The organism is Pseudomonas deceptionensis (genome assembly GCF_900106095.1).
Taxonomy (GTDB): domain Bacteria; phylum Pseudomonadota; class Gammaproteobacteria; order Pseudomonadales; family Pseudomonadaceae; genus Aquipseudomonas; species Aquipseudomonas deceptionensis.
Genome location: NZ_FNUD01000002.1, coordinates 894174 through 907375, shown reverse-complemented (window position 1 = coordinate 907375; position 13202 = coordinate 894174). Strand labels below are relative to the sequence as shown.

Annotated in this window: 10 protein-coding genes; 7 read left to right on the top strand and 3 right to left on the bottom strand. The window is 57.5% G+C overall.

The window, feature by feature from the left end:
- Positions 1–131 precede the first annotated feature (131 nt).
- The gene (locus BLW11_RS03935; protein ID WP_193790206.1) at positions 132–1094 is read right to left on the bottom strand and encodes a bifunctional GNAT family N-acetyltransferase/nucleoside diphosphate kinase regulator; all 963 of its coding nucleotides are present in this window, start codon (positions 1092–1094) and stop codon (positions 132–134) included.
- 280 nt (positions 1095–1374) lie between these two features.
- On the opposite strand from BLW11_RS03935, the gene BLW11_RS03930 reads away from it, so the two are divergent.
- From BLW11_RS03930 to cfaB, 7 genes are all read left to right on the top strand, one after another.
- Positions 1375–2289, top strand: coding sequence for a LysR substrate-binding domain-containing protein (locus tag BLW11_RS03930; protein ID WP_048362230.1), 915 nt, complete (start codon positions 1375–1377; stop codon positions 2287–2289).
- A 104-nt stretch (positions 2290–2393) separates the two neighbouring features.
- The gene (locus BLW11_RS03925; protein WP_048362231.1) at positions 2394–3728 is read left to right on the top strand and encodes a serine hydrolase domain-containing protein; all 1335 of its coding nucleotides are present in this window, start codon (positions 2394–2396) and stop codon (positions 3726–3728) included.
- A 141-nt stretch (positions 3729–3869) separates the two neighbouring features.
- Positions 3870–5804 (top strand): protease modulator HflK, encoded by a 1935-nt coding sequence (gene hflK / locus BLW11_RS03920; RefSeq protein WP_048362232.1) that lies wholly within the window; start codon positions 3870–3872, stop codon positions 5802–5804.
- Positions 5805–5816: 12 nt separating this feature from the next.
- Positions 5817–6830 carry a protease modulator HflC gene (hflC, locus tag BLW11_RS03915; protein ID WP_048362233.1) on the top strand — a complete coding sequence of 338 codons (1014 nt, stop codon included), beginning with the start codon at positions 5817–5819 and terminating at the stop codon, positions 6828–6830.
- Entirely contained in the window at positions 6827–7885 is a 1059-nt protein-coding gene (gene hflK, locus BLW11_RS03910; protein WP_048362234.1) for a protease modulator HflK, read from the top strand. Before hflC ends, hflK (BLW11_RS03910) begins: the two co-directional genes overlap by 4 nt.
- Positions 7882–9798 carry a cation-translocating P-type ATPase gene (locus BLW11_RS03905; RefSeq protein ID WP_048362235.1) on the top strand — a complete coding sequence of 639 codons (1917 nt, stop codon included), beginning with the start codon at positions 7882–7884 and terminating at the stop codon, positions 9796–9798. The genes hflK (BLW11_RS03910) and BLW11_RS03905 overlap by 4 nt, the downstream gene beginning before the upstream one ends.
- Positions 9799–9911: 113 nt before the next feature.
- Positions 9912–11096, top strand: a complete 1185-nt coding sequence (gene cfaB / locus BLW11_RS03900; RefSeq protein WP_048362236.1) for a C17 cyclopropane fatty acid synthase CfaB — start codon at positions 9912–9914, stop codon at positions 11094–11096.
- Here the strand turns inward: cfaB and BLW11_RS03895 are convergent.
- The gene (locus tag BLW11_RS03895) at positions 11087–11572 is read right to left on the bottom strand and encodes a hypothetical protein (RefSeq protein WP_053069590.1); all 486 of its coding nucleotides are present in this window, start codon (positions 11570–11572) and stop codon (positions 11087–11089) included. The genes cfaB and BLW11_RS03895 overlap by 10 nt on opposite strands.
- Before the next feature lie 123 nt (positions 11573–11695).
- Positions 11696–13135, bottom strand: a complete 1440-nt coding sequence (gene cls, locus BLW11_RS03890) for a cardiolipin synthase (protein WP_048362237.1) — start codon at positions 13133–13135, stop codon at positions 11696–11698.
- Positions 13136–13202 lie beyond the last annotated feature (67 nt).

Below are 13202 nucleotides of genomic sequence, written 5' to 3'. Positions count from 1 at the left end.
CCTACCGCCTCCTGCCTTTCGCTACTGGCTCCGCTCCTGTCTTTGACCACCCAACGGATTGCTCAGGCATGCAAAGCGAGGCGCCGTCTTGTGCGGATCCTCGCGCCTGATGAACTAGCAGGAAGGCGTAATTACAGGTGGAAATCGCCCGCAGCTTCCGGCTGGTAAAGCACTTTCCTGATCTCAATCCGGCGGGTCCTATCAGAAATTCGCCAGTCGATGGAATCCCCCTCCTGATAGCCCAGGATGGCGGCGCCAATGTCGGAATACACGGAATGCTTCCCTGCGTTGCTGTCCGCGTCTTCAGGGTAGACCAAGGCCACTTCGATCTCTTCGTCGTCCAGCTGCAGCAAGGCCCTGGAGTTCATCGTGACGACATTGCTCGCCACCTGCTGCGGCTTGACGACAATGGCTCGCTCAAGCTCATGTTCGAGTTCAACAACGACCGGGCCTTGCTCGAGCGCGATTAGACTCTCGAGCCTGGCTTTGTCGATTTCAGTGATGTAGATCCTGGTGGAGTCGCCAACGGTACCTTCGCGCAAGAGCTGGAGATAGTGCTTCGCCGTCATGGAAAATGACTTCAATGTCGGCGTTTCGCTCTCAAGCACAAAGCCGCTGCGCAGAAAGGCTTTCAGCGAGCGTGCGTTGTCCGGGTGGATCTTGGCGATGAGTTTCTTTGCCCGCATGTCGAGAAAGGCCAGTTTCATACCTTCGCGGATCGTGCGGGCGCCAAGGTTTCGGCCCCATTTGTCGCTGTCTCCGATGACCAGGACTATCTCGCAATTTGAGCCGGTCTTGATTAGACGGACAAAGCCCACCGGAGCGTCATGCCGGTCATAGGCCATGAAGAATCGGCCGCCCTGGTTGAATAGATGGGTCAGGATCGGCAATTGAGTCCGATCGATGACTTGTTCGATGGAGCGGGAGACATGACGCGAATCGCTCAGATAGCAGGTGACGCGTTCATCCTCCAACCAATCCATCAACGTTAACGCGTGCGCACGAGTAATTTCAGGGCACAGAGAAATGAAAGGCTTGTTCATCTTGACCACACTTATATGTAAAGGATGGAAGCCCTTCACGGCTATGCTCATGACGGTTCTTCGGCAACCGGCTATTTTAAGACATAACGTGAGTAATGCCGAACCCGAACCAGTCAAACGCTCAAGCCTTGATGAAGCCGACTATCAGTCACAATGATCAGCGATGCATCGTTGTTCCCTTTAATCTGACCCAGAGACCCATATCAAATGTATGTGGATGTCTTGTCATTACTGGGTGCAACAGTTTTAATTCTCTGGATTCACACCCACTCGACCCGCTCTGCGGGTCGAGTGGTTTCTGGCCTGTGGATAACGTCAGCAAGGAGGCGGCATGCTGTACACCAATGCTCTGAGACAGTTGGATATGCAGGATATTTCGATTGTTTTGTTGTTGATCGAAAACCGCAGCGCCAAGCGGGTTTCAGAAATTTTAAATCTCAGTCAGTCGAGTATCAGTTACAGCCTGAAAAAACTCAGACACTGTTTCGACGACAAACTGTTCGAAAGCAGTGAGGGCGCCATGCAACCTACAGCGCGGGTGCTGGCGATGAAGCCTTATCTGCAAAACATCATGCAGTGCATTAACCAATGCGCCATAGAAGGGGCGGGGCAGAGCAGTGTGCCGCGTCAGTGGAATATCACGGCCCCCGAATATTTTGAAATCCTGATGTTGCCCACGCTGTTGCAGCAGGTGCGTTCAACCGGGCGCAATTGGTCGCTGAGCATGAGCCGTTTGGGCAAGGATTTGCCGATCAATGAGTTGCTGGCCTCAGACATCGATGTCTGCTTTGGCTTCGGCCCGGGATATCACCAGCGACACCCGTTATTGAATTACCGCAGCCTGAATGAAGATGCTTTTGTGTGCTTGTCCAGTGTGCCAAAACATCAGCCGAAAACTGCTTTGGATATCGACGAGTTTTGTGAAACCCCTCAAATATTTCCAACACCTTGGTTGTCGGAAAAAAACATGGTGGATGGCTGGCTGGAGAAGCAGTCCCGCAGGCGAACTATTTTAACCCGCGCCAATTCCTATCATGCGGGGGTCAATATTTTATTGGCGGTACCTGCACTGATCGTTGTTCCGGAAAAAATAGTGGCGACGCTAAATGTTTCACCCAAAATAAAAATGCTTAAACCGCCAGCTGGTTTTCCGACATTTACTCTGGACATGATCTGGAGCCGAGAAAGAAATATCCACAGCGATTTTCATCAGCTGGAAGCGTTGATTGAAAAAATAAAAATATGATTTCTGCGGCTCAGCCCAACCTGTGGGAGTGTGGTGCGCTATACATCTCCCTTCTGTTTGCATCGCAAGGTGGTGTGCGGCCTTGAACTGAAAAGGAAAATTCTATGTTTAAACATTTTTTCAAACCCGCCCGCACCAGCGCGGTTTTTTTATTTTCTTGCCTGGCGGCTTCGGTTGCCTGCGCTGGCGACAAAACCACTTACCCCGATGCCGCTGCCAGTGATCCCAAAACCATGGGCTGGATGGTCGGTGCGCCACCACCTCCTGATCGCATCGTACGTTTTGCCGACGGCAGTTATTTTAATTTTCCGGCCATGCGCTGGAGTGTTTCCAATTTTCGCCAATTGATGCCCACCACCAATGTTTCCCGTGGCTTGGGTGATCCCGTGCCGCTGGCCAGCGCCTTGCGTACGGATATCGACGGTTTGACCTTTGTGCCATTGGGCAGCAAGCAACCAATGACTTGGGAGCAGTCACTGGCGGCTAATTACACCGACGGTATTGTGGTACTGCACCGCGGAAAAATTATTTATGAGCGTTACTTCGGCGTGTTGAACCCCGAAGGCCAGCACGCCGCAATGTCGATGACTAAATCGGTGGTGGGCACCATGGGCGCGATGCTGGTGGCTGATGGCACGCTGGATGCCAATAAAAAAATTGCAGAGTATGTTCCGGAGCTGGCCAAGTCGGCTTTTGGCAACGCCACCTTGCGTCAGGTGCTGGACATGACCACCGGGCTCAAATACAGCGAAGATTATGCCGACCCGAATGCTGAAGTCTGGAAGCACGCACAGGCCGGGAACCCGCTGCCTAAACCCAAGGATTACACCGGCCCGCAAAGCTACATGGAGTATTTGCAGACGGTTGAACCCCAGGGCGAGCACGGTGAAGCGTTCGCTTATAAAACAGTGAATACCGATGTGCTGGGTTGGGTGCTTGCGCGGGTAACCGGAAAAAATGTCGCACAACTAATGTCTGAAAAAATCTGGCAGCGTATCGGCGCTGAACAGGATGCGTATTTCACCGTCGACTCCATTGGAACGCCTTTCGCAGGCGGTGGCCTGAATACCGGGCTGCGTGATATGGCGCGCTTTGGCGAGATGATCCGCAATGATGGCCAGTATCTGGGCCAACAAATCGTGCCTAAAGCGGTGGTGGATGAAATTCGTGCCGGCGGTGACAAGTCGGCCTTTTCCAAGGCTGGTTATGACCTGCTCAAAGGCAGCAGTTATCGCAATATGTGGTGGGTGACGCACAACGCCGACGGTGCTTTCATGGCGCGTGGTGTGTACGGCCAACGCACCTACATCGACCCCAAAGCCGAGATGGTGATTGTGCGTTATGCGTCCAACCCGATTGCCAGCAATTCAGCGAACGACCCGGTGACCATTCCGGCGTTTGAGGCCCTGGCCAAACAGTTGATCGATCACCCGCAGTAATGCAGCACCTGTAATCGCTGTGGATAAGTTTTTATGCGCAGCGATTACCCCTCTCGGCAAAGATGAAGAATGCGTTGGCTGGACAAAAGTTTCATCACTTCTGCGATATCGTTACTAGATATTTCATAAGTGAGAATTTCCATGCGCGTCGATTTAGATGCCGAGGAGGAGAGGCTTGAGTCTTTGCCTCGTTTTCAAAGTGCCTCTGCACAGGCCAGCCAGCTCTATCAACTGAGTGCAGTGCTGGCGGTTTTAGTGATTTTGGCGTGGGCGCTGGCCTTTTCCATTGGGCTGTTCTCATCGGAGTCGCTGTGGCCGGTGCTGCTTAATAACAATGCGGCAGCTCTGCTGGTGCTGGGGGCTGGTGCTCAATCGGCCTATTGGGTGGCACGTTGGCGTCGCGAGGCACTCAACCCTGCGCCTGAAGTGTTCCAGGACGAACCCGACGAACAACCCGAAGGTATTGAACGCTTGAACCAGCGGATCAATACAGGGGCACAACGCCTGTTAGCCACGATCGGTGAGCCGGTGTTGTGGCTGGCCGGTGTGGGCGGCGCTGCGTGGTGGAGCGTGCAACACACCTGGAGCCTGGCATTGCCGGGCTACGCGATGGGTGCGTGGGGCAGTATCGCGGCAGGGCTCGCCATTGCGCTCGCATTTGCGCTGCTGGTGTTCGAGCGTTATCTGGCACAGCAGTTACCTGCGCAATGGCCGGAAGCACACGTGCTCGCGCCGTTGGCTCGCGTCCCGATTCTGACTTTTTTACTGAGCGCCGTTTGCCTGTTATTCAGCAGCGACGATGCGCTGTGGCCAGCCCGTTTGGCCGTGTTGACGGGGCTGCTGCCTGCCGCTGTGGCGATTGAGTTGATCCTGCGTGCGGTGGCGGCGTTGTTCAGTCCGCGTCGCGACAAGCTCGAACCACGGATGATTGCCCAAAGTTTTGTTGCGGGCATGTTGCGTTGGCCGCCTCAACCATTGCTGGCGCTGCAGCACGAACTGCATAACCGCTTTGGTATCGACCTGCGTCAAATCTGGGCGTTTACGTACATGCGTAAAGCGTTCTTCCCGGTGCTGGCGGTGGTGGTTGCGGTCGGCTGGGTACTGAGCGGCGTGAATGAAATCCCGCTTCAAGGTCGCGGGATTTATGAGCGCTTCGGTAAACCGGTTGACGTGTTGGGGCCGGGACTGCACGCCGGTTTGCCTTGGCCATTGGGCCGGGTATTGGCGGTCGAAAATGGTGTGGTGCATGAATTGGCGACCAGCACTGAATCGACCATCGATCCGTTGCTCACGCCTGCCGATGGCTTGCCACCGCTTACGGCCAACCGGTTGTGGGACGCCACCCATGTGAATGACAAGTCTCAGGTGATTGCCAGCGACAGCGGCGACAGGCAGGGCTTTCAAATCGTCAACATGGACGTGCGTTTTGTGTACCGCATTGGCCTGAGTGACCGTGCTGCCATGGCCGCCACTTATCACAGCGATGACGTCCCGACGCTGATCCGCAGTACCGCAAGTCGCATTCTGGTCCACGACTTTGCCTCGCGCACACTCGATGGTGTGCTCGGTGAACAGCGCAGCGCGTTGGCCGATGACATCGGTCGCGCCGTCCAGGCTGATCTGGATACGCTCGACAGCGGGGTCGAAATTCTGGCCACCGTGGTTGAAGCCATTCATCCACCGGCCGGTGCAGCCAATGCGTATCACGGTGTCCAGGCTGCCCAAATCAGTGCGCAGGCCTTGATTGCCCGTGAGCGGGGGGCCGCCAGTGAACAAACCAACGTGGCGCAATTGCAGGCCAGTGTCGCGCTGGACCAGGCCCATGCATTGGCACGTGAAGTGAACGCTACCGCACAGACGGCGGATCTGCGTTTTGGCGCTGAACAAAAAGCCTACGCCAGCGCCGGCCATGCGTTTTTGCTTGAGCAGTATTTAAGCCAGTTAAGCCTGGGACTGAACAACGCCAGATTGCTGATCCTCGACCATCGCCTCGGGGGCAGCAGTGCGCCGACCCTCGATCTGCGTTCTTTCACGCTGCCGGCCGATCCTGTCGCGCCGCGTAAAGCTGCTCAGTAAGGAGCCCTTATTTTGTCTCAATCTCACGATCACAGCGGCCATCATCATGGCTGTTCACACCACGGCCATCACGCTCATGGTGACGACCACGAGCCGAGCCCGTTCCCGTGGCGACGCATGGGCTGGGCCGCGCTGCTGGTGCTGTTTGCCATCGCCGCTGCCAGCCTGGTGCAAGTACGCTCCGGTGAAGCGACGGTCATCACCCGCTTTGGCAACCCGGCCCGGGTGTTGCTAGAACCGGGGTTGGGCTGGCGCTGGCCGGCACCTTTTGAAGTCAGCGTACCGGTGGATTTGCGTTTGCGTACCACTTCCAGCGGTTTGCAGGACGTGGGCACCCGCGATGGTTTGCGGATTATTGTGCAGGCCTATGTCGCGTGGCAGGTGCAGCCCGATGCCGAGAATGTGCAGCGATTCATGCGCGCGGTGCAGAACCAGCCAGACGAAGCTGCCCGGCAGATTCGTACCTTTGTCGGCTCGGCACTGGAAACCACGGCCGCCAGTTTTGATCTCTCAAGCCTGGTGAACACTGATGCCAGCCAGGTCAGAATTGCCGACTTCGAAGCGCAACTGCGCCAGCAGATCGAACAGCAACTGCTCAGTACTTACGGGGTACGCGTACTGCAAGTGGGTGTCGAACGGCTGACGTTGCCCTCGGTGACGCTCACGGCCACCGTTGACCGTATGCGCGCTGAGCGCGAGACCATCGCCACTGAGCGCACCGCCGTTGGCAAACGTGAAGCGGCGCAGATACGTTCAGCCGCCGAACGCGATGCGCGGATTCTCCAGGCGGATGCCAGCATCAAGGCTGCCGATATTGAAGCCCAGTCGCGGGTCGAAGCGGCGCAGATTTACGGCCGCGCTTATGCCAGTTCGCCCGAGCTGTACAACGAACTGCGCTCGCTCGATACGCTGGGCACGATGGTTAACCCGGGGACAAAAATCATTTTGCGTACCGATGCAGCGCCGTTTCGTGTACTGGTCGACGGCCCGCCGAAGCTGGATGCCAAGGCTGGATCGCAGCCATGAATCAGGAACCTGAAGCGACAAAAGGGGCCAGCAGCCCATGGCAACAGGCCGGGCGCCTGGCTTTTTTGGGCTTGTATGCCGTGACGGTTTTCGCGGCGGTGGCGTGGGGGTTTTCCAACGTGCGCCAGATCGATCCGCAAAATCGTGCGGTGGTGTTACGCATGGGCGCGCTGGATCGCATTCAAAATGCCGGCTTGTTGCTGGCGTGGCCAAGGCCCTTCGAGCAAGTGGTGATCGTCCCTGCTGCAGACCGCGTGAGTGAGCGCAGGATAGATAACCTCATGCGCTCAGATGCCGCGCTGCAGGCCGACCGGGTGGCGACATTTGCTACGCCGATCAACGATGCACTGGCCGGCTCCGGGTATCTGCTGACGGGCGATGCGGGTGTGGTGCAACTGGATGTGCGGGTGTTTTACAACGTCACCGAACCCTATGCCTTTGTGCTGCAAGGTGAGCACGTATTGCCTGCGCTGGACCGTCTGGTAACGCGCAGCGCGGTAGCCCTCACGGCCGCCCGGGATCTGGACACGATCCTGGTGGCTCGCCCCGAACTGATTGGCAGCGACAGCCAGGCGGCCGAACGCCGCGAGCGTCTGCGCGGTGATCTGGTGCAGGGTATCAATCAACAACTTGCCGCCCTGAGTACGACAGGCCAGAGCCTTGGCCTGGAAGTGGTGCGCGTGGATGTGCAATCCAGTTTGCCGGGCCCTGCGGTCAATGCCTTCAACGCGGTACTGACTGCCAGCCAGCACGCCGAACAAGCGGTGGCCGCGGCCCGTAACGAAGCTGCCAAAGTCACCCAGTCGGCCACCCAACAAGCCGACCGCAGTGTCGAGCAGGCGCAGGCTCAAGCCAGTGAGCGCCTGGCCAAGGCGCAGGCGGATACGTCCACCATCATCAATTTGGCCAAGGTGCAGCAGGCCGGTAATGACCCGGGCCTGATGTTGCGTCTGTACCGCGAACGCATGCCGAGGATTTTGAGCCAGGCCGGCTCTGTCACCAGCGTTGATCCTGAAGATGATTCCCGCCTGATTATTCAGGGAGCCGAACAATGAGTACGTCCGCCACTCAACCCGCCGTCAGCCTGCTCAGCGGTGCCGAGCAACGCAGCGCCGCGCGCCAACTGACCCTGGCCATGCTGGCGCTGGGCTTGTTGGGTTTGGGGCTGGTATGGCGCTGGCTGATGCCCGCACAAATCGGCGTCAGTCAGTTGCTGCTGGGCTTCGCTTCCCTATTGGTGGCCGTGCCTGTCATGCGTTCGGCCTGGTACAGCCTGCGCTACCCGAGCCTGCATGGGATCACTGATCAGCTGATTGCCCTGGCCATGCTCGGTGCCTGGGCCACCGGAGATTTGCTGACGGCGGCACTGCTGCCAATCATCATGATCTTCGGCCACGTGCTTGAAGAGCGCAGCGTGATCGGTTCACAAGAAGCGATCCACGCACTGGGCAAGCTGACCCGCAGCCAGGCGCGCCTGTTTCAGGCTGACGGCAGTTTGCTGGAAGTCGACAACGCCACACTTGAAACCGGTGACCAGGTTGAAGTGCGCGCGGGTGACCGGGTACCCGCCGATGGTGTGGTGCTGGCGGGGCAGGCCAGTCTCGACACGGCTTCGATCACCGGTGAGTCGGTACCCCTTGAAGTCAGTGTCGGTCAGCCGATTTTTGGTGGGGCGATCAACCTTGATGGCTTGCTGCGGGTGCAAGTCACGCGCACCGGTCAGGAGTCGACCCTGGGTAAAGTCATCGCTTTGATGCAAAGCGCCGAGCGCGCCAAACCGCCGATCACGCGGTTGCTTGAGCGCTACGCCGGCAGCTACATGGTGCTGGTGTTGATGATCGCGGCAGTGACCTGGTTTATCACCAACGATGCACAGGTAATGCTCGCCGTGTTGGTGGCGGCGTGCCCTTGCGCGTTGGTCCTGTCGGCACCGGCGACGGCGATTGCCGGCATTGCCGTGGCTGCACGCCACGGGATTTTGATCCGCAGTTCGGCGTTCCTTGAAGAGCTGGCGGATCTCACGTCTTTGGTTGTGGATAAAACCGGCACCCTGACTTACGGCACCTTGCGGCTGCAAGGGATTGAAACGGAGCAGACCGACCAACAACCGCTACTGCAACTGGCCGCCAGTTTGGGCGCCGCCAGCAGTCACCCGGTGAGCAGGGCCCTGGCCGGTCTGGTGAGTCACGAACACATGCTGGCGCTGAGCGATGTTCGTGAGCGTCAGGGGTTGGGCGTAGTTGCCAGCACGGAGCAGGGCGAAGCGGCCTTGGGCCGCCCCGAGTTGTTCAGCCAGTTGGGTATCAGCACGACCACCGTGCCTGATCACGACGGGCCCATTGCAGGCCTGTCGCTCAATGATGCGTTTCTCGGCTGGCTGTTGTTGGCGGACAGCATCAAACCCGAAGCCCGACAGGCGTTGGGTGAGCTGCGCGAGCTGGGGCTTGGCCGTCAGGTCCTGCTGACCGGCGATCGCCAGAGCGTTGCGCAGCATTTGGCACACACGGTAGGCATCAGCGAGGTGCAGGCGCAGGCGCTCCCCGAAGACAAGCTCAACCGTGTATTGAGCGAAATAGACAGCGGTTTCCGGCCCATGGTGGTGGGTGATGGCATCAACGATTCGCTGGCGCTCAAGGCTGGTGTGGTGGGCGTTGCGATGGGCGCAGGGGGGGCGGATATCGCGTTGGCATCCTCGGACATTGTGTTGATAGGCAGTGACTTGAGACGGCTGGGGACCTGCGTTCGCCTGAGCCGCGAGTGCCGTCACACATTGCACGTCAATGTGATCATCGGTCTGGGCTGGACCCTGGCCATTGTGGCTGCTGCGGCTTTTGGCTGGCTGGGCGTGGCGGGGGCAATGATTGCCGCCGTGTTGCATAACCTCAGCACGTTATTGGTGCTGGGCAATGCAGGGCGCTTACTGCGGTTTCATGAGCCTTTGGTGGCACTTAAACCGGCCTGCGATTAATTCGGATAAGTGGTAGCGCACGCTCTAGCGTCTACCTCTGGTCCACGAAGCTGACAGTTTTGGTTAATCGTCTAACCTATAGTTTTGATATCTGAACTGAAGGAGGAACACAGATGCTCGCGCAACTTCCGCCGGCCTTACAGAAACTTCAACTTCCATTACGGCTAAGGCTGTGGGACGGCCACGAGTTCAATTTTGGCCCGACGCCCAGCGTCACGATTGTGGTCAAGGATCCGACCCTCGTGGCTCAATTTACCAACCCCAGTCTCGACCTGCTGGGCAGTGCTTTTGTTGAGGGCCGGCTTGAACTGGAAGGCTCAATCAGCGAAGCCATTCGCGTATGCGATGAATTGAGCCAGGCGCTGGTGAGTGATGACACGGCCAGCGCGCCTCCTCGCGTTTATCACGACAAGGCCACCGATGCCGAGTCCATTTCTTATCACTACGACCTGTCCAACGACTTCTATCAGTTGTGGCTCGACCGCGACATGGCTTATTCCTGTGGGTATTTTGAAACCGGTGAAGAGAGCCTGGATGAAGCACAGCAAGCCAAGTTCCGCCTGCTGTGCCGCAAGCTGCGACTCAAACCCGGTGAATACTTGCTGGATGTTGGCTGTGGCTGGGGCGGGCTGGCGCGTTTTGCCGCGCGGGAATATGGGGTCAAGGTCTTCGGGATTACCTTGAGCAAGGAGCAACTCAAACTTGCTCGTGAACGGGTCAAAGCCGAAGGTCTGCAGGACAAGGTTGATCTGCAACTGCTGGACTACCGCGATCTGCCCCAAGATGGCCGGTTCGATAAAATCGTCAGCGTCGGGATGTTCGAGCACGTGGGGCACGCCAACCTGCGCGAGTATTGCGAAATTCTGTCCAGGGCCGTGCGTGAGGGCGGGCTGGTGATGAACCACGGGATTACATCCAAGCACACCGATGGCCGTCAGGTCGGTCGCGGGGCCGGTGAGTTTATCGATCGTTATGTGTTCCCTAACGGTGAGTTGCCGCATCTGTCGATGATGACTGCCGAGATCAGCGAGGTGGGGCTGGAAGTGGTCGATGTTGAAAGCTTGCGTCTGCATTACGCGCGCACGCTGGAGCATTGGAGCCAGCGACTGGAGCACAACCTTGAGGCTGCCGCCAAACAGGTCCCGGAACAGGCCCTGCGTATTTGGCGGCTGTATCTGGCGGGTTGTGCTTACGCCTTCGCTCATGGATGGATCAACATTGACCAGATCCTGGCGACCAAACCTCATGCCGATGGCTCGCTGGAGCTGCCACCGACCAGGGCGGATATTTATCGCTGAGAGTGGGTTTCCCACGTGATGGGGCCCGGGTCTTGTTCCGGGTTTTTATCCAGGACGAAACGCCCGTTCTGGATACCGATATTTTGATCAACCTGGGCCAGGGCTTTTTGATCGAAGGTCTGTGAGCTTTTTTTGAAGACAAGGTCGTGGCGGGCAACGTTACCTCCCCAGTCGGGTGAGGGCAGGGAGATGTAGCTGATGCGGTATTGGTCGTCAGTGAAGTCCCCCTCAACCACATACACGCCGTAGTGGTTCTCGCCCGGGGAAATGATTTTGTAGACGCCATTGTTGTAGTAATAGAGCACAGCTTCTTCAAAAGGCTTTTCGCTGTACATTTTTTTGTAGTGCAGCCGGTGGATGTAAGTCGGCTGACCGACCTCCACGTTTATCAGAGGCTTGGCGGGAGGAGTGGCAGGCGTTTGAGCTTGAGCAAGCGTGCTGATGCTGAAGACAAAACCCAATAGCGGGAACTTCATTGTTGTTGTCCTTATGCTGAACGACACGGAGGATTCCGTGCCGCTCAGTTTAAGGAGTCCTGTTTGACCCTTTGGATCACGCCAGTTGATTCAGACCCTTCCTACAGCATGCGCTGGCTAAACCTATAAAACAGGCGAAACCAGCCGCGCAACCCGCATGGCCAGTTGCTGCAAGCGGTGAGTGGCCTTGATATCCGCTTCCGTAATTTCGCGGGCCAGTGCGAAGTCATCGAGCAGCATGTGCTCGACCTGTCTGGCGAACGCATCGTCGACGGTGAGCAGCATCACTTCAAAGTTGAGACGGAACGAGCGGTTGTCCATATTGGCGCTGCCAATGGCGCTGATTTCGTCGTCGACCAACACCACTTTTTGATGCACAAAGCCGGGTTGGTAACGGAAGATCCGCACGCCTGCGCGTACGGCTTCGAAGGCATACAGGCTGGACGCGGCGTAGACGATTTTATGGTCCGGGCGGGACGGTATCAGGATGCGCACATCCACCCCGCGCAGCACGGCGAGTCGCAGCGCAGCGAACACTGCTTCATCGGGGACAAAGTAGGGGGTCGTTATCCATACCCGGCGGTTGGCGGCATGGATGGCCTCAACGAAAAACAGCGAGCAGGTTTCGTATGGGTCCGCCGGGCCGCTGGCCAGGAACTGGCAGAGCACGCCATCTTCCGGATAGCTCTGGGGCAATATCAGGGGCGGCAATTTGCGAGCGGCCCAGAACCAGTCTTCAGCAAATGATTCCTGCAGGCAGGCAACCACAGGCCCGGTGACTTCGACGTGAGTGTCGCGCCAGGGTGACAGAGGTGGTTTGGCACCCAGGTATTCAACGCCTACGTTGTGCCCACCGACAAAGCCTCGCACTCCATCCACGACCACCACTTTTCGATGGTTGCGAAAGTTCACCTGGAAGCGACTGATCCAGCCACCACGGGTGGCGAATGCATAGGTTTGTACACCGCCTGCGCGCAAGCTTTCCCCGTAACTTTTGGGCAGCGAATGGCTGCCAATACTGTCGTACAACACATGCACCGCGACGCCTTGGGCTGCTTTCTCAAGGAGCAGTGCGTGCAGCTTCATGCCAAGGTCATCGTCGTGGATGATAAAGAACTGGACCAGCACCACTTCTTTGGCGGAGCGAATGGCGTCGAAAATGGCGTCGAACGTAGCCGTGCCATTGATCAACAAACGCACCGAGTTGTTTGCCAGGCAGGGCATGCGTCCCAACTTCGGCATTGCCCGCAACGAGGTATAGGCTTTTGAGTTGCGAGCAGAGAGTGCTTCTTCGACCCACGGTCGCCAGTCCAGGTCGGTGATGGCGTCGCGCATTTCCTTGTTGGCATCACGCCGGGCGCGAATGTAATCATCAAATGTGCTGCGACCAAAGATCAGATACGGGATCAGGGTGAAGTAAGGAATGAAGAACAGTGACATGGCCCAGGCGATCGAACCCTGCGCCGTCCTGACGGTGAGCACCGCATGTACGGCGGCAATCAGGCCTAAGCTGTGGATCAGTAAAATCAGATAACCAAATACGTGCGGGCCTAGATAATCCATGCGTATCCTTGCTCCTCAATGTCCAATGCCAAGTCTTGACCGACCTGAATGTATTGATTGGTTGCGG

Coding starts and splice junctions, on each gene's coding strand:
- BLW11_RS03935 (WP_193790206.1), bottom strand. CDS start 1,094: ATGAGCATAGCCGTGAAGGGCTTCCATCCTTTACATATAAGTGTGGTC.
- BLW11_RS03930 (WP_048362230.1), top strand. CDS start 1,375: ATGCTGTACACCAATGCTCTGAGACAGTTGGATATGCAGGATATTTCG.
- hflK (WP_048362232.1), top strand. CDS start 3,870: ATGCGCGTCGATTTAGATGCCGAGGAGGAGAGGCTTGAGTCTTTGCCT.
- BLW11_RS03895 (WP_053069590.1), bottom strand. CDS start 11,572: ATGAAGTTCCCGCTATTGGGTTTTGTCTTCAGCATCAGCACGCTTGCT.
- hflK (WP_048362234.1), top strand. CDS start 6,827: ATGAATCAGGAACCTGAAGCGACAAAAGGGGCCAGCAGCCCATGGCAA.
- cfaB (WP_048362236.1), top strand. CDS start 9,912: ATGCTCGCGCAACTTCCGCCGGCCTTACAGAAACTTCAACTTCCATTA.
- cls (WP_048362237.1), bottom strand. CDS start 13,135: ATGGATTATCTAGGCCCGCACGTATTTGGTTATCTGATTTTACTGATC.
- BLW11_RS03925 (WP_048362231.1), top strand. CDS start 2,394: ATGTTTAAACATTTTTTCAAACCCGCCCGCACCAGCGCGGTTTTTTTA.
- BLW11_RS03905 (WP_048362235.1), top strand. CDS start 7,882: ATGAGTACGTCCGCCACTCAACCCGCCGTCAGCCTGCTCAGCGGTGCC.